Source organism: Vibrio sp. SCSIO 43135, from assembly GCF_023716665.1.
Classification (GTDB): domain Bacteria; phylum Pseudomonadota; class Gammaproteobacteria; order Enterobacterales; family Vibrionaceae; genus Vibrio; species Vibrio paucivorans.
On sequence record NZ_CP071860.1, the window covers coordinates 552,053 to 568,117 of the forward strand.

General features: G+C 44.6%; 14 protein-coding genes. 9 read left to right on the plus strand and 5 right to left on the minus strand.

The features are described 5' to 3' along the window. Positions 1-310 precede the first annotated feature (310 nt). Complete coding sequence (locus J4N42_RS16900; RefSeq protein ID WP_252033671.1) at positions 311-3,187, minus strand: HD domain-containing phosphohydrolase; 2,877 nt, start codon at positions 3,185-3,187, stop codon at positions 311-313. 314 nt (positions 3,188-3,501) lie between these two features. Here J4N42_RS16900 and J4N42_RS16905 point away from each other — a divergent pair, with 314 nt between their 5' ends. From J4N42_RS16905 to J4N42_RS16925, 5 genes are all read left to right on the plus strand, one after another. Next, the gene (locus J4N42_RS16905) at positions 3,502-3,945 is read left to right on the plus strand and encodes an SRPBCC family protein (RefSeq protein ID WP_252033673.1); all 444 of its coding nucleotides are present in this window, start codon (positions 3,502-3,504) and stop codon (positions 3,943-3,945) included. A gap of 47 nt (positions 3,946-3,992) precedes the next feature. Beyond that, on the plus strand, positions 3,993-4,736 hold the full coding sequence (locus J4N42_RS16910; protein WP_252033675.1) for a phosphatase: 744 nt from the start codon (positions 3,993-3,995) through the stop codon (positions 4,734-4,736). Positions 4,737-4,908: 172 nt separating this feature from the next. Then, positions 4,909-5,307, plus strand: coding sequence for a cytochrome b562 (locus J4N42_RS16915; protein ID WP_252033677.1), 399 nt, complete (start codon positions 4,909-4,911; stop codon positions 5,305-5,307). Between the two features lie 180 nt (positions 5,308-5,487). Further along, a complete protein-coding gene (locus J4N42_RS16920) occupies positions 5,488-5,844 on the plus strand; it encodes a hypothetical protein (RefSeq protein ID WP_252033679.1) in 357 nt (118 codons plus the stop codon). 102 nt (positions 5,845-5,946) lie between these two features. Next, positions 5,947-7,374: a PepSY-associated TM helix domain-containing protein gene (locus J4N42_RS16925; protein WP_252033681.1), complete on the plus strand. Its 1,428-nt coding sequence runs from the start codon at positions 5,947-5,949 to the stop codon at positions 7,372-7,374. Between the two features lie 41 nt (positions 7,375-7,415). Here the strand turns inward: J4N42_RS16925 and gloA2 are convergent, their stop codons facing one another. Next, the gene (gene gloA2, locus J4N42_RS16930; protein WP_252034186.1) at positions 7,416-7,799 is read right to left on the minus strand and encodes an SMU1112c/YaeR family gloxylase I-like metalloprotein; all 384 of its coding nucleotides are present in this window, start codon (positions 7,797-7,799) and stop codon (positions 7,416-7,418) included. Between the two features lie 28 nt (positions 7,800-7,827). Then, on the minus strand, positions 7,828-8,763 hold the full coding sequence (locus J4N42_RS16935) for a LysR family transcriptional regulator (RefSeq protein WP_252033683.1): 936 nt from the start codon (positions 8,761-8,763) through the stop codon (positions 7,828-7,830). 200 nt (positions 8,764-8,963) lie between these two features. On the opposite strand from J4N42_RS16935, the gene J4N42_RS16940 reads away from it, so the two are divergent. After that, complete coding sequence (locus tag J4N42_RS16940; protein WP_252033685.1) at positions 8,964-9,782, plus strand: helix-turn-helix transcriptional regulator; 819 nt, start codon at positions 8,964-8,966, stop codon at positions 9,780-9,782. On the opposite strand, the gene J4N42_RS16945 is transcribed toward J4N42_RS16940, so the two are convergent. Both J4N42_RS16945 and J4N42_RS16950 read right to left on the minus strand, forming a co-directional pair. Beyond that, positions 9,763-11,376, minus strand: a complete 1,614-nt coding sequence (locus tag J4N42_RS16945; RefSeq protein WP_252033687.1) for a response regulator — start codon at positions 11,374-11,376, stop codon at positions 9,763-9,765. The genes J4N42_RS16940 and J4N42_RS16945 overlap by 20 nt on opposite strands. Before the next feature lie 11 nt (positions 11,377-11,387). After that, positions 11,388-12,125 carry an EAL domain-containing protein gene (locus J4N42_RS16950; RefSeq protein ID WP_252033689.1) on the minus strand — a complete coding sequence of 246 codons (738 nt, stop codon included), beginning with the start codon at positions 12,123-12,125 and terminating at the stop codon, positions 11,388-11,390. A gap of 333 nt (positions 12,126-12,458) precedes the next feature. On the opposite strand from J4N42_RS16950, the gene J4N42_RS16955 reads away from it, so the two are divergent. The 3 genes from J4N42_RS16955 to J4N42_RS16965 all read left to right on the plus strand — a co-directional run bounded on the left by J4N42_RS16955 (position 12,459) and on the right by J4N42_RS16965 (position 15,814). Continuing rightward, positions 12,459-13,652 carry a glycine C-acetyltransferase gene (locus tag J4N42_RS16955; protein WP_252033691.1) on the plus strand — a complete coding sequence of 398 codons (1,194 nt, stop codon included), beginning with the start codon at positions 12,459-12,461 and terminating at the stop codon, positions 13,650-13,652. Positions 13,653-13,731: 79 nt separating this feature from the next. After that, positions 13,732-14,763 carry an L-threonine 3-dehydrogenase gene (gene tdh, locus J4N42_RS16960; protein ID WP_252033692.1) on the plus strand — a complete coding sequence of 344 codons (1,032 nt, stop codon included), beginning with the start codon at positions 13,732-13,734 and terminating at the stop codon, positions 14,761-14,763. Positions 14,764-14,962: 199 nt separating this feature from the next. Next, positions 14,963-15,814, plus strand: coding sequence for an ion transporter (locus J4N42_RS16965; RefSeq protein ID WP_252033694.1), 852 nt, complete (start codon positions 14,963-14,965; stop codon positions 15,812-15,814). Positions 15,815-16,065 lie beyond the last annotated feature (251 nt).

Below are 16,065 nucleotides of genomic sequence, written 5' to 3' on the forward strand. Positions count from 1 at the left end.
TTAGGTGAGCGCTAACGTTAACAGCGTCACACAAATTTTGATAATTGACTCTGCCTATCGTACCGATAGCCAAAATCGATAACTTTTGCTGCTCTTGAAAGTGATGCAGATCACTTTCGACACGGGTGCGTATTGTCCATGACTATTTGATGCACATCAATAGTCGAAAGCGCAATCGTTTAAATAATGACTCATTTTGTTGCTAAGTCATTAAAAAACATAGAGTAATAATCTAAGTGATATTTTGGTTAAAAATGAAGTTATTACTCTATATTTGAGTGCGGCAAAGGCTAGGGGCTATTCGGTGGCGTTAGAAAAGAGTTTTTAGATACTCTCTGACCTTTTGAAGATGGAACTCGCGGTCGATAGAGTTGATTTGTTCTGGCGCTAAAAACTCGTCGGCATAGATCTGGTCGATTCCATTTTCAAGAAACAGCAGGTACAACTTAGGGTCGATGTGCCCGGTGGTCGCCATGTCGGTCATGATGTGAATCGATTCATCGAGGCTCTTCGCTTTCTTATATGGTCTATCTGAAGATGTGAGTGCTTCGAATACATCAGCAATGGCCATAACACGTGCAGGTACAGATAACTCTTCGTCACTCAAGCCTTTAGGGTAACCTTTTCCATCGACTCGTTCATGGTGACCCCCTGCAATTTCGGGAATGTTTTTGAGGTGTTCGGGATAAGGAAGTCGATTCAGCATCGAGATACTTTGAATGATGTGATCGTTGATAATAAATCGTTCTTCAGAGGTCAGGGTGCCCCTTTGAATAGAAAGATTATACAACTCTCCACGGTCGTATTTGACGCTACCTGGTTCCAAAATATAAGGTTCATTCCAATGTTGTTTTGGGTTTTCCCCACGAGGCCATTCAACGCGATGAACCGCTTTATCAGCCAATAACTTCTCTTGCGTCGGAAGGGTATATTTGGAGTCGCTACGCTGTTTTTCGATCCAGGATATGCCCTGATGGTCATCCAGTGTTCGCGTCCATTCACGAGCGCCAATCTGGGCCAGCCTGGCGATATCTTCTTCACTCATCGATTCGCCACCAATATTGCACTTGGCAACGAAGGCGAATTCCTCATCTAAGGTTCGGTGCTGCTCATGAAGCGCGAGCTTGAGTTCTGACTCGTTACCGCCTTTGTGTAACGCTTGCCAGTAGTCCGTTTCAGCCTGTTTCTTAAGTAGTTCAAATCGCATGCGTATTTCATGAATACGGTCATAGATGGTTTCCAGTTTTGTCGCTTTATCGATGACGTATTCCGGAGTAGTGACTTTACCGCAATCGTGCAACCAAGACGCTAGATGCAATTCTTCCCATTGTTGGTTTGTCATCCCAAATCGAGGGAAGTACTGTTCATCTTTGGCCGCGACCTCGGTGAGCATTTTGGTTAGCGCTGGCACACGCTGGCAATGGCTGCCAGTGTAAGGTGATTTCGTATCAATGGAGGAAGCCATTAGTTCGATGAAAGCATTAAGCATGTCTTTCTGTTGTTGCATCTGATCGATGTTGTCTTTGGCGATCTCGGCAAAGCTGAGCAATTCACTCAGGAAGGCATGTTTATCGCTTTGTTCTTTGGTAATTGCTCGCTCGTAGCCCAAGGTAAGCACGCCAACGAGATGTTTTTCTCGGTTAAGTAACGGGAAGAAATACACATCAGAGTTATAGAAGTGGTCGCGGTGCGGGCCAATAGCGTTATCGTCTCGATTTAGGTGGATGGTTTCTCCCTTTTTAAGTTCCGTCATTAGCCAAGGCGTGTCAGAGAGAAACTCATTAATTTCGATTTTGAACGGAATTATCGCGTGGTTGGCTGCGGTAGTGAATTTGTTTTCTTTCTCAGAGTGGACAAACAAAATAATCGTTTCGGCGCGAGTCACCAAATAACTTTGGTGAGTGATGGTCTTGGCCAGTAGGTTAAAATCTTGGTTGCTTGCGGTTTCTCGGAGCAAGCGAAGTAAGTCATGCAGTGTGTGCTCCATCAGTTCGATTGATTCAGTGAGGTTAGAGACCTCTTTAATCATACTCTTTGGATAACGAGTTTTCTTGAAGTCGAATCGCGCAATGTTATCAGTGAGCAGAACCAAGTTTTGTAACGGGTTAGCTAAGCGTTTGGCGATGATCCAAACCACCACAAAACTGACTAACAGCATGGTTAGGGCCACGGTGATTTGTTTGTCTCGCATCGACATCAGGTTTGCGAGTAAGTCATCTTGCGGTGTCGCTTCGGCCAAAAGCAGCCTGACATGCTTGTTCAGAGAGACTGGTGTCAGCGTGACCGACCAGTTCTGTTCATCGAAAAATACATTCTCATAAAGGGTTTGGCTGCTATTACGGTCGAGCATATTGACGAACACGCCGTTGTTGAGTGTCGCTCTGGCTTTTTGCTCTTCTTCTCCTAATTCAACCCCAGATTGATGATGGGCCAACACTTTGAACTGATTGTCGAATAGAACAAGCTTTGAGTTGCTTGAATAGCCTATGGAGCTTATTTGTTGGGACAGAGAATCCAGAGTGAAGTCGGCGCCGACTACCGCACTGCCATTGATCGATCTTCGAGACAAGGTAACGCCAGTGGTTTGCAGAAAATAGAAAAAGTAAGGTTCAGTGAGACGAATTTCACCATCCAAATCGGCATTAATGAACCAAGGCCTAGCTCGTGGATCAAATTCGTTATCGTTGGTTTTGGTGTAGCCGACTTGGTTGTGGTTACCGTCGAGATAATAGAACTCATTCAGGCCATTAGCCTGAGTATGATTGATGAATATGCTGGCTTTTTCTGGTGCGTTAAATCGTTCTCGAGCTTTGTTGTCGCGCAGTGGACGCATGAGAATAAACTGACCGCTTTCATTGCCATAATAGAGCGCAACTAGTCCTTCGTTACGCTGAAAAATGAGATCAATTGAGGCAAGCCATCGTTTTTGCTTAAGTGGAACTTTCTTATCTTCCGTGCTGGCGCTCAGCGCCATAAAGTCCAGAGTGGTGAGAATAGGGCCCGCGCTTTGCTTAAACGCTGATTCAAGCTTACGGCTGTTTTCATTGCTGAGCTCTTTCGCGCTGCCGGAGAGCAACTGCTGAGAGTGTTGGTAGCTGATTGAAATAAGGACGACACCCACGAGTGTAGTCAGCACCAAAAACAGGCTAGTAATATGAATACTCAGCGAGTAGCGCTGCTTTCTCATGTTGCTCTTCCTTGGGCAATTGACTGATCTAATTATTGTCTAATCTATCGATGATGCAAAAAAAGACGGAAAATTTAACCACTTGAAATTACGTGAGTCAGTTCAAAAAAGAATAAAAAGCCACCGTTCTATAAAGGAATTCCCTTCGTTTTCCGATGTTTTGTCATTTTTATCTTCTATACCTAATATACCCAAATGACTTAAAGACGCGGGATTCAGAACGATGTCACTGGTTTTCTTGGAAAATGATCCAGTGAAGTAACCTGTTCGCTCCAAGGCATTCGGGCATAAACAACGCTTTTTAGGGATGTGATATGCAATCGCTTAATTATCAAATAGAAATCGAAACGAACGCTGAAAATTTGTGGGCTATCTTGACTGAGCTTGAAAGTTATCAGAAGTGGGCCGCGGCCTTTTCTCCCCAATCTCAATTCAAAGGTGAATGGCGAGAAGGGGCAGACATGACTTTCTTTGACCCTGCGTTAGGTGGGACTCGCGCTGTGATTGATACTGTTGAAGAGGGTAAGCTGCTTTCCTATCATCACGTGGCGATTTTCACGCCCGATCATATCCAAGACATCAATAGCGACGTGGCAAGAAAGTGGATTGGTTCGAGTGAATCGTTTGAAATAGTCTCGCTTGAGTCGAGCGTGTTGCTCAAAGTGAAAATCAACACACACCAAGAGTTTACCGCAATGTTCAACAACGGTTGGGAGCGAGCGTTACCCATGATTAAGCTACTTTGTGAGCAAGATTGAAGCTGCTAAACTAGGCGGTAAATCGAATAGAGATAGTTAAGCCGTTCATGAAGTTACTTGTCGACACGCACACCCATACTTATGCCAGTGGGCATGCTTATAGCACCTTAATTGAAAATGCGAAATTGGCCAAAGAAAATGGTCTAGCAATGTTTTGTACCACTGACCACTCCGAAACCATGCCCGGCGCTCCACACTATTGGTTTTTCTCTAATCAACGTGTTCTCCCTCGTTTTCTTGAAGGCGTTGCTGTCATTCGTGGTGTTGAGTCAAACATCATGAACACCTCCGGTGACATCGACATCCCTCTTTCTGTCGACCGCAACCTAGACTGGGTTATCGCGAGTTTCCATGAACCTGTATTTAAACCTGCGGATAAAGCGGCTCACACTCAAGCGCTCATTAATGTTATACGTGGTGGTCGTGTCGATGCGCTGGGCCACCTTGGGAATCCCAATTTCGACTTTGATTTTGACGCAGTGATTCAATGTGCTTCGGAGCACAATGTGGCAATAGAGATCAATAACACTACATTGAAAGGTAATAGCCGAGTAGGCAGCGTTGAGCGCTGTTACGAGATTGCCGAGTTAGCGAAATTGCATGGCGCTTTTGTCACTACAGGGAGTGATGCACATTTTTGCCATGATGTTGGCAACCTAGGCTTGGTGAGTGAATTACTGGATAAAGTTGGGATTTCCGGTGACAAGGTGATTACTCATTCTCCACGGCAGTTTCTCGATTTTCTTGAGCTGAGAGGCCGAGAGCCGATTGAGGAGTATCATACTCTTTAAGGCGCGTCGGAAAGTCAGAAGGAACAGAGTAAGCCATTATCGAAATAAGCAATTGTGGTGTGTAGCCATTTCGCAAATTGAAACAATTTCTTACTCTCCCTTTATTGTTATGTTCGGTATAGTGACAAAAAAGTAATATTCGAACTCAACGATAAAAAGTAATTATTCCAATATGAAAAACAATATTCCTGCTATCGCTGGCCTAGTGGCGAGCCTAGCATTTGCTTCAAGTGCGTTTGCTCAGCCTTTCGACCTTACTCAAACCATGAAAAAAATGCGCTTCGAGTTTAAACAAGCTGCAGAAGCAGAGAGTATCGAGCAGATGCAGCAACCGATTGTTAATCTAGCAGAGCTAGTTGAGCAGTCTAAGCAAGCTGAATACCCTGTAGAAAAGCAAGAGTTATACATGGAAGGCTTTAAAAAACTCGCGATAGCTATCGACGGCGTTGAAGCGCAAATCGAAGCGGGTGATTTAGAGCAAGCGCAAGAGCTGTTGCGAGAAGTGGATGATCTTCGAATTGAATATCATGATAGACGTAACCCAAGTATCTGGAGCCGTTTGTTCGGTTAAATCACATTGGTGATGACTTCCTAAATGTTAGAAAGCAGCGCATAAGCGCTGCTTTTTTGTTTGTGACTCTGTAGTGAAAATGTAAATATCGATAATATTTTGTAGCGTTTTGAGAGGTTTAAAGCGGAAATATCTATCTGCTAAAGTTATAGTATCGGCTCAATTCTTTCGGGTCGCCCAATGTTTAAGTCAGCCTCGTTTCATCGCTCAATGCTATTAGCAAGTGCCCTCAGCTGGGTGCTTGTGACCTTGATGCCGGTGATCAACGCGCACGGCAGTAGTGCTGGGGTATGGGCGACGTTATGTACCGTAAATGGCTTTGAGCTGGTTCAAATAGAAGAAGGCACAGCAGAAACCCATAATGGCAAGCCTTGTCCGTTTAGTCACTTCTCCAGCTTTCATCACGACAACCTTCCAACACCTCCTTTACTTTCATCGCAAAGTATTGCTCTTCTAGACCGCTACACTTTTTTGGCTCTAAGTGTCCGGTTTGAAAAGCATGTTCCTCGTGCACCTCCTCGTTTCCTAGCGACTTAAATAACCAAAATTAAAATAATCACTTAAGTAAAGTCATCACGCTCAGCACTTCCGCTTTTTATATTAGCGGTGGTGTTTTTTCGCGTGTAATAAGGAAAAATAATGTTGAATCAATCAACGCAAAAGGAAGCAGACTCTGCGAAAAACGCTGCTCAGTCAGCAAAAACACTCTATTTTCTCACTTGGCGCTGGCACTTCTATGCGGGTTTATTTGTCGTCCCGTTCATGCTGATGCTTTCTCTCACTGGCCTTGTCATGTTATTCGATGATGAAATCGAATTTGCCCGATATGGCGATGTCATTGAAGTGACTCCTCAGATCGCGCAAGTGACCCCCTCGGTGCAGTTAGACGCAGTTCAAAGTGCGTACCCTGACGCTAGTGTTACTCAGTTCATTACCGCTCCTAGTTCCACCACTGCGAATCGGTTTTCTGTCACTAAGAGCAACGGTGAAACAGTATTGGTGACCGTCGATCCATACACTGGCAGAGTGCTAGGTGAAATTGACCGCAGCGAAAGTTGGTATCAATTGGCGAACGACATTCACGGGACGTTGCTGGTGGGTGAAACCGGTGATTTTCTCATTGAGATGGCCGCAAGTTTGACCATTTTATTGTTGGTGTCTGGCATTTATATGTGGTTGCCAACCGACAGAGCAAGCGCTGCTGGGTTTCTTAAGGTTAGACTGCAAAACGGCAGTCGCACGCTGCTGAGAGATCTGCATACTAACATAGGTGGTGTGCTCTCACTCGTGCTGTTGTTCTTTGTTCTGTCTGGGTTGGCTTGGGCCGGCATCTGGGGTGCCAAATTCGTGCAGCCTTGGAACACGTTTCCGGCGCAAAAGTGGGATGATGTGCCATTATCTTCGCTGACACATAAAGACCTAAACCATGGCAGTGAAGAAGAAATGCCTTGGAATCTAGAGCAAACGCCAGTGCCTGAATCGCATGATCACTCCGCTATGATGGAAAGTGGCGAAGTGTTTATGGATAACATTGGCATCAATGCCGTCGTCGCCAAAGCAGAAGCGATGGGTTTCACTCACTATAGAATCAACTTCCCTCGTTCAGAAACCGGTGTATTTACTGTTTCTGCAAACACGATGAGTGGCGACATTAGTGATCCCACTCAGGATAGAACCTCGCATGTGGATCAGTATTCTGGCGAACTATTGGCCGATGTGACTTGGCAAGATTACAGTTTGATAGCCAAAGCCATGGCGGCGGGTATTGCGCTTCACCAAGGTGACATCTCAGTCGCTAACAAGGCGGCGAATGCTCTGATATGTGTCTTATTCATTGTGATATCGGTAACGGGTGTCTTGATGTGGTGGATGAGACGACCAAGTGGGGTAGGAAAAGTGGGTGTTCCGCCACGCTTTGAGCGAGATGCGATTTGGAAAACAGGCGCGGTGACTCTGGTTGTTATTGCGATTGCATTTCCACTGGCAGGTATCAGTATCATTGTAGCAATGTTAATCGATTGGCTACTGATTAGGCGTGTAGCGAAGCTCCGTTTAGCGCTAAGCTAATGTAAAAGCCCCGCTAAGTCGCGGGGCTTTTTGTTGCTCAGTTAAGATTGGTAGATCTCGAGTGGTAAGCCATCTGGGTCGGCAAAAAAGGTAAATGTTTTGCCAGTCAATTCATCAGTACGAATTGGCTCAACATCGATGCCTTTTCCAACCAAGTAATCCACTACGCGTTCGATATTATCGACATGGAAAGCTAGGTGCCTTAAGCCTTGAGCTTCTGGATAGCTCGGGCGTTCAGGGGTATCTGGAAAACTAAATAGCTCGATTTGCGAACCGTCAGGAAGCTCAAGGTCGAGTTTGTATGAGTCGCGCGCCTCGCGGTAGGTTTCCGCTAAAACTTTAAACCCTAATACCTCGCAATAAAATCGCTTTGAAACGAGATAATCCGAACAAATTATCGCAACATGATGAATACGTTTGAACATTGACTCTTCCTTCATATCACTCACTCCGTTAACTCCTAGGCTCCGTTGAGCCTGTCGTAGTGAGGTTCTCCATAACAAAATCGATGAACACTCTTAGCCTAGCAGGCATATATTTGGTTTGCGGGTATTGCATAGCAATAGCGCCGTGATAAGCACTTTTAATCGTCCAATCTTGCAGTATTGGAATGACCCTTTTCTTGCGTAGCGCATCGCTGATCACGAAGTCATGGAATATGCCGATGCCTAGCCCATCTTTCACCCCACGTAGGCGCATTTGTGAATGGTTGACCGCGTAGCGCCCTGTAACCGAAACCGTATGGTAATCATCCCCTTTAAAAAACTCCCAGCGGTTATCGCGCTCGGTTTCTGCTAAGTACAGACAGTCGTGCTGTTCTAAATCCGTAGGGTGTTGTGGTTCCCCACGCTGAGCGATGTATTCAGGGCTTGCACACAACACTAAGTTGGTTGAAGCGATTTCTTTTAATACTAAATTTTCGTCAGGCTTGTCGGTGAGTTTAAATGCGATATCAATTCGGTCACGCAGTAAATCGATTTCACCGTCAGCAACACGAAGCTTGAGCTGAATGTCTGGGTACTTTTGCAAAAATGGTACGACAAAAGGTTGCAGTACCGAGTTAAGAAACGCCTCTGGTGCGGCTACGGTGAGAGAGCCCGTCGGAGCGGTATGGTCCGATGTTGAAAGTTCTACAGCTTGTTGGGCAGCATTGACCATTAAAATCGCTTGGTCGTAAATCTGACGGCCAGTAGGGGTGATAACCAGTTTACGTGTGGTTCTTTCGAACAGCTTAACAGACAGCGAGCTCTCCAAGCGGGTGACGAGCTTACTCAATGCTGAAGGTGTGACATCGAGCTTTTTTGCTGCTGCGGTAAAGCTTCCCTCATCGACGACGAGGATAAATGAAGCAAGATCGGGTAGCAGAGAAATGAGTTTCGGATTGAGCATAGTAACAGAAGACTCTGATGATTAGGGTGGAGCACTCAGTGAATAGCCGAAGTAAAGCGTATTCGAGAGGAGAGTTCAACTTGTAGCACCAGAAACTGAGTCGTGTATAGGATTGTGATACCAATTTTACAGCCGAGTGTTCTACACTAAGGAGATAAGGTAACTATGTGATCCATAAAGAGAAGTGTGAGCGAAGCATAATGAACAAAGATAATTTCTCTCATCGGCTTAAAGAATTACGTGAGCAAAAGCAGCTTTCTCAAGAAGAGTTGGTAGAAGTGCTGTCTCAATCTCATCGCGCATTTTTAGGGGTCAATCAAGTGACGGTGAGTCAATGGGAGCGAGGGAAAACCATACCCAGCTTTGTTCGTCGTTTAGGGTTAGCCAGCTTTTTTAAGGTAGATTACGATTTTTCTATTGAAGAAATGGGGCGGGTGAAATCGGCGAGCAAGTTGATGGATCAAGTCTTTAATCAAGATGCGGTGTACGACTACCAAATTTCTCATGTTGAACACGCGACTTATGCCGATGCAGATCCACAGCGATTAGCGCTGATGTGTGCACTACACAAGAAGCTTTACGGACAGGATATCGGCCAGATCATAGAGAGAATGTCGTTTCGCCCGGCGTCGGTGGTGGTTCTGTCTTTTATGCGTGAGAGCGTGATTCTCGGCCATGTAATATACGATGGGGTGACCCATACGCTGCTCAGCGTGGGCGCTGTGAGCATAGTGATCCGCCGGCGTATTTTCGATTATTTAGCGAAGCATACCAATGATATGGAGTTCAACTTTCCAACAATTGACCCAGCGATGGCACAGTTCCTCTACGACCTCTATTTGGAGCCAGTAGGCACTCAACATGGTTTGACGTGTTTCCGTTCAAGTATCAAAAAAGTGGTGGAGAATCCTTTCTCGCAAACCATTCAAACTCGCAATGACGTGTACTTTAAGTACATTCGCTATCACGATCTAAAAATGAAGAAAAAGAGCATCGAATTTATCTTAGGTGAAACCTAATTTGATCGTATTCCGCTTTTAACCTCACTAAATTGTTGTGCTGCCCAAGATCTTTGTATGAGTCTTTGAGGAAGCTAATGCTGGTCTCAATATTAGATAGAAATCCCTTGGTTTTTTTCACTGGTTTGTTCGCGAGTGTACGTGCAATCAGCGATACAAAACTTTCGTGATAGTGTTGGTTGAGTGGAGATTGAGCTGTCATTGACTCTAACGCAGATAGATCTGAGTCTCGTTTCAAATCGAAGTGCAGCTCTTTATCGGCACTGTGCTGAACTAAGCTTTCAAACACTTTGTTTGTCACAATAGACAAGTAATCATTTTCCACGAACATAAGATGTTTGTTGTGCAACATTTTCACATTAGCGTTTAGCCCAAGGTGGTAACACGCTAAAGCGAGCAGAATAAGTACTAAGTTATCATTGCAATACAGTGCTCGAGCTTTAAAGGCTTCGATATGCTGACGGGTTTTGAACAGTGACTTCTTATCGTAGTTTTTCAGGATATACATAAACAGAAAGTACAGATTGTCCTGTTTATCTTGCTCTGAAACTAACTTGTCGAAAATATGTGGCTCTACATATTTAGGTTTGCCTACAAATACTTGTTCCAATGCACGCAAACATTGAAGAAACAACATTGCGCGCTTTTCAAGTAGTGGGTTGCTTCGGTTATGCCTGATATAACGAGTGAGAGTGTCCGAAGCCGAGCTATAGTCGAGGTTGTACATGTGAAGAACCGCGGCTTTGATGATCTTTTCATGGTCTTCATTGGATTTCATATACTCTTTTATTACCGACTGACATGTGTCGGTTTCAACGTTGTTTTCACGTAAGATCCAGCTCACTTTAGGGTGCGATTTGATTGACGGTTCGCTGTCGAGCAAATCGGTGACTAACGTATGTTTCCCCAACAAACTGTATAGCTCGACGAGTTGTACAAGGGGCCATTCGGCACTTGTTTGCAGTTCTGACTTGCAGCATTGAATCGCTTCTTCAAAGCGCTTCAGTTTCGTTAGTGCTAGGCACTTTAAGCGCATAATCTCACTGGCATACTGAGGGCTTTCGAACAGTAGTTGTTCTGACTTTTCAATGACCTGATCGTATGCGCGGCCAAAATATGCGTTCTTAAGTGGCTTTAGTTTGATACTTTTCTGGACGATCTTAGTGAGCTTAGCCACGAACTGATTGTGATTAAATGGCTTAGCAATAAAGCCGTCTGGGATATTGGTATCGATTTCACGAGCAGTATCGAGATCAAGGGTGTTGTCTGTCACGATCAATGACGTCAGTTTTGTTCGGAACTGCTCTTTTTCTAAATAGCGTAGAAAATCCCTCCCAAGCGGACGATTTTTGAATCGATACGAACAAATAATGATGTCATACCCCTCGTCTTCGATTTTATCTTTGAGGTACCACGACGCCAGTTTGGTATCAGATGCATGTTGAATGTTTTTGTCATCGATTTTCAGCTTGGACAGGATTTTTCTGATGCTTTGTATGAACAGAGTGCTGTCGTCAACGATCAATACTTTCAGTTTGCCAAAGTTGTTGTATTGAGCTGAGTTGAGAAGTTGGCTGTCTTTTAAGATTTTCATTGTGCTGAGCCTTATGCCGCAACCAAAGTTTTAAGCTCTTGAAAGCAAACTGGCTTAGAAAAGTGGAAACCTTGGTACTGGTCGAAGCCTAAATTACGCACGTAAATGCGAGTATCAGCGTTTTCTACCCCTTCAGCGACTGTGGCGATTCCCATCTCTTTGCAAAACAATAGAATGCTTTTCAGCAGTGCATAACCGTTCTGATGGTTTGTATTGATAAGGTTTTTATCGAACTTCACTTCATCGACATTGAGTGCCAGTAGCTTGTTGATGTTTGAATAACCAGCGCCAAAATCGTCAATAGAGATCTTGATCCCCAGTGCTTTGTACTTATCTATCAATGCTTGTGAGCATTCAGTTACGTCGTCTGACTCGCTTAGTTCGAATGTCAGCATATGTGCCGGATAGGAGTGATCCCAAAGCAGAGCTCGAACGGATTCATAGGTTTTTTCGTTATCTAGTACGTTATAACTTACATTGATCGCAACAGGGCATGGGTAAGACAGCGAGGTAACTTCGGTCAATGCTGTGCTTAGCACGATTTGGAAAATGTCTTGTTCGAAACCCAATTCGAATGCGCGTTCGATAAATGAGGCAGGGGAAACAATGCCGTGGCTTGGTGTCTTAAGGCGAAACAGGACTTCAACACCCTTCACAGTATCAAGGCTTGGCTCGACTAGAGGTTGGTAAAAGCAGGTATGCCAACCCTTGGCAAAAGCGTCCTTGATTAACTGATCAGAGATATTCATGAGTACGACCTTAAGTGGTGAAAAAGGACGCATATTCTCTTCAGTCTGCAGCTGGAGGACTATATTGAATTGAGCAAAGATTTTTCTGTTTGATATATCAGCATCAAAATTCGGAATTGTTACCCAAGTCACTAAATAAGATTATTTGTGCCTGTGGTTCACTAATGTTTTTCCGGTTGACGCTCTAATGCATTACAGCGGGTTGGATTACACTTTACCGCAACAGAATTGCTTTGCGATTTAGCAGAGCACCCTACAAGCCCATTCGAGCAACCATACTTTGGTTTAAGTCGATTGGGCGATACAAAGATAATAACTAGGAAGGAATTTGAAATGTCATCTGCATTTTACCAACAGATCAAAACTCAAATTGAAGAAGTAAAGGAAGAAGGCCTTTACAAGTCAGAGCGTGTTATTACTTCACAGCAGCAAGCTGCGGTAAAGATTTCGACAGGTGAAGAAGTTCTGAACTTCTGTGCAAACAACTACCTAGGCCTAGCAAACCACCCAGCTCTTATCGAAGCTGGTAAAGCAGGTATGGATGACCACGGTTTCGGTATGGCGTCAGTGCGTTTCATCTGTGGTACTCAAGACATCCACAAAGAGCTAGAGCAAAAGCTATCTAAATTCTTGGGTAAAGAAGATACGATTCTTTACACTTCTTGTTTCGATGCGAACGCTGGCCTATTCGAAACGATTCTTGGCAAAGAAGATGCGATCATCTCTGACGCACTAAACCACGCATCAATCATCGATGGTGTTCGTCTATGTAAAGCGATGCGCTTCCGTTACTCAAACAACAATATGGAAGAGCTAGAGCAACAATTGATCGCTGCGAAAGAAGCGGGTGCTCGCCACATTCTGATTGTTACTGACGGCGTATTCTCAATGGACGGTGTGGTTGCAAACCTACCAGCTATCTGCGACCTAGCAGACAAGTACGGTGCATTAACTATGGTCGACGATTCTCACGCTGTTGGCTTCATGGGTAAAACAGGTGCAGGTACACACGAATATCACGATGTTGTAGACCGTATCGATATCATCACAGGTACGCTAGGTAAAGCGATGGGTGGTGCTTCAGGTGGTTACACGTCTGGTAAAGCAGAAGTGATCGACTGGCTACGTCAACGTTCGCGCCCATACCTATTCTCTAACTCAGTTGCTCCTGCAATTGTATCGGCTTCAATCCGAGTTCTAGACTTACTAGAAGAGTCGGGTGACCTACGCGACCGTCTATGGGAAAACGCAGCTCACTTCCGTGCACGTATGGAAGGCGCTGGCTTCACTATGGGTGGTGCAGACCACGCAATCATTCCAATCATGTTGGGTGATGCAAAAGTGGCAGCAGAGTTTGCTGAACGCGCGCTAGAGAAAGGCATCTATGTAATTGGCTTCTCTTTCCCTGTCGTACCAAAAGGCCAAGCTCGTATCCGTACTCAAATGTCAGCAGCACACTCTCGTGAGCAGCTAGACCGTGCAATCGACGCGTTCATCGCTGTCGGTAAAGATATGGGCATCATCTAATTCGCTCAAACGTCGAATTTAGATAACCAGAATTTTTGATTCTCGCCCGAACGGTGGGCGAGATGAATTAGGTAACATTATGAAAATTAAAGCTCTTTCTAAACTGAAGCCTGAAGAAGGCATTTGGATGACTGAAGTGGACAAGCCAGAGCTTGGTCACAACGACATTCTGATCAAAATTAAGAAAACGGCAATCTGTGGTACTGATGTCCACATCTACAACTGGGACGAATGGTCTCAAAACACGATTCCAGTACCTATGGTCGTTGGCCATGAGTACGTGGGTGAAGTGGTAGGAATCGGCCAAGAAGTTCGTGGCTTCGAAATTGGCGATCGTGTATCAGGCGAAGGCCACATCACTTGTGGTCACTGTCGTAACTGTCGTGGCGGCCGTACTCACTTGTGTCGTAACACAACGGGTGTTGGTGTAAACCGCACTGGTGCATTCTCTGAGTACTTAGTGATCCCAGCATTTAATGCATTTAAGATCCCTGAAGGCATTTCAGATGACCTAGCGTCTATCTTCGACCCGTTTGGCAACGCTGTGCACACGGCACTGTCGTTCGACCTAGTTGGTGAAGACGTGCTGATTACTGGCGCAGGCCCAATTGGCATCATGGCGGCGGCTGTGGCGAAGCACGTTGGTGCTCGTCATGTTGTAATCACTGACGTAAACGAATACCGCTTGGATCTAGCACGTAAAATGGGCGTAACCCGCGCAGTTAACGTGGCAGAAGAGAAGCTGGAAGACGTGATGGAAGAGCTGGGCATGACAGAAGGCTTCGATGTTGGCCTTGAAATGTCAGGTGTTCAAGCGGCATTCAGCACAATGCTGAAGACAATGAACCACGGTGGTCGTATCGCTCTACTAGGTATTCCGCCATCAGACATGGGTATCGACTGGAACCAAGTTATCTTCAAAGGCTTGGTTATCAAAGGTATCTACGGTCGTGAAATGTTCGAAACTTGGTACAAGATGGCTTCATTGATTCAATCTGGCCTAGATCTGACACCAATCATCACGCACCATTACAAGATCGATGACTTCCAACAAGGCTTCGATGTGATGCGTAGCGGCATGTCTGGTAAAGTGATTCTTGACTGGGAATAAGTCTTAACTGTCTGATTCCAAAAATATTAAAAGCCGAGCTTGTGAAAGTTCGGCTTTTTTATTGTCTTCACCAATATTTTTTAACACTATTTTCGCATCGACGAACATCACGTTTTGTTATAGTCTCACCTCAAAAATATAGGCGTATCAACGTCACAAAGTCAGCTCAATATAAACTCATTAGGAATCACGACAACCCATGACTGAAATGGAAAAATCCGTCGATAGTCAGCTTATGACACCCGGGCACAGAACGCTGCAAGAGCGCTTCTATCGTTTAAGAAATAACAAGATCTTTGAGTGGTTTGTTATTTCTATTATTGTATTTTCGGCATTGATGATAGGCGCCAACACCTATGATATGCCGCCTAGTTTGGTCAGTTTACTGAAGGTTTTAGACTTCGGTATCACGCTCATCTTCTTAGTTGAGATTACGATCCGATTTATCGGGGAGCCGAACAAAAAGCGCTTCTTTAATAACTTCTGGAACGTATTCGACACACTTATCGTGGTAGTAAGTTTGATTCCGATCCAAGACAGCGAGATGGCGGTACTGGGTCGTTTAGTACGTATTTTCCGCGTGTTAAGAATGGTGTCTATTATCCCGGAACTTAGGTTGTTGATTAACTCGTTGGTTAAAGCGTTGCCGCAGTTAAGTTACGTGATGTTGCTGATGTTTATCATCTTCTACATCTACGCGGCAGTGGGTTCTACGTTTTTTGCTTCGATCAACCCTGTGCTATGGGGTGATATTTCAATAAGTATGCTCACCTTGTTTAGGGTAATGACCTTTGAGAGTTGGACAAGTGTCATGTACGAAACGATGGCGCATTATCCGCTGTCGTGGATTTACTTCTTGTCGTTCATCTTCTTTACTGCATTTGCTTTCTTGAACATGGTTATCGGTATTGTGGTTAATGTACTAGAGCAAGAGCGTCAGAAAATTGCTCTTGAAGAAAGTGAAGAGCTTAATGAACCGACGATGGCAGAATTGAAGCAAGAGCTTGACGAGATCAAGCAGTTACTTAAGCAGCAAAACCAACAAGGATAGGATAGTTGCTAGTAAGTAATAATTAGAACGTTAAAGCCCGCTGATTGCGGGCTTTTTTGTGCCTGATTCTCTCATCTATTTTGCTTGCTTATGGGGGTAACACAGTGTTGTGGAGTTTTGCTTCCTATTTCATTGAGTTACCAAAGGTATTTGATAATTAAGACAATTACATAATTACTAGGGACTGATTCCAATGATGAACAGCAAACAAAGTTTGCATGTTGCTCACCCCGATAAGGTTGTGATTAAAC

Excerpts from the sequence above, each read along its gene's own strand:
- J4N42_RS16900 (WP_252033671.1), bottom strand. The coding sequence starts at position 3,187 with ATGAGAAAGCAGCGCTACTCGCTGAGTATTCATATTACTAGCCTGTTT.
- J4N42_RS16905 (WP_252033673.1), top strand. The coding sequence starts at position 3,502 with ATGCAATCGCTTAATTATCAAATAGAAATCGAAACGAACGCTGAAAAT.
- J4N42_RS16910 (WP_252033675.1), top strand. The coding sequence starts at position 3,993 with ATGAAGTTACTTGTCGACACGCACACCCATACTTATGCCAGTGGGCAT.
- J4N42_RS16915 (WP_252033677.1), top strand. The coding sequence starts at position 4,909 with ATGAAAAACAATATTCCTGCTATCGCTGGCCTAGTGGCGAGCCTAGCA.
- J4N42_RS16920 (WP_252033679.1), top strand. The coding sequence starts at position 5,488 with ATGTTTAAGTCAGCCTCGTTTCATCGCTCAATGCTATTAGCAAGTGCC.
- J4N42_RS16925 (WP_252033681.1), top strand. The coding sequence starts at position 5,947 with ATGTTGAATCAATCAACGCAAAAGGAAGCAGACTCTGCGAAAAACGCT.
- gloA2 (WP_252034186.1), bottom strand. The coding sequence starts at position 7,799 with ATGTTCAAACGTATTCATCATGTTGCGATAATTTGTTCGGATTATCTC.
- J4N42_RS16935 (WP_252033683.1), bottom strand. The coding sequence starts at position 8,763 with ATGCTCAATCCGAAACTCATTTCTCTGCTACCCGATCTTGCTTCATTT.
- J4N42_RS16940 (WP_252033685.1), top strand. The coding sequence starts at position 8,964 with ATGAACAAAGATAATTTCTCTCATCGGCTTAAAGAATTACGTGAGCAA.
- J4N42_RS16945 (WP_252033687.1), bottom strand. The coding sequence starts at position 11,376 with ATGAAAATCTTAAAAGACAGCCAACTTCTCAACTCAGCTCAATACAAC.
- J4N42_RS16950 (WP_252033689.1), bottom strand. The coding sequence starts at position 12,125 with ATGAATATCTCTGATCAGTTAATCAAGGACGCTTTTGCCAAGGGTTGG.
- J4N42_RS16955 (WP_252033691.1), top strand. The coding sequence starts at position 12,459 with ATGTCATCTGCATTTTACCAACAGATCAAAACTCAAATTGAAGAAGTA.
- tdh (WP_252033692.1), top strand. The coding sequence starts at position 13,732 with ATGAAAATTAAAGCTCTTTCTAAACTGAAGCCTGAAGAAGGCATTTGG.
- J4N42_RS16965 (WP_252033694.1), top strand. The coding sequence starts at position 14,963 with ATGACTGAAATGGAAAAATCCGTCGATAGTCAGCTTATGACACCCGGG.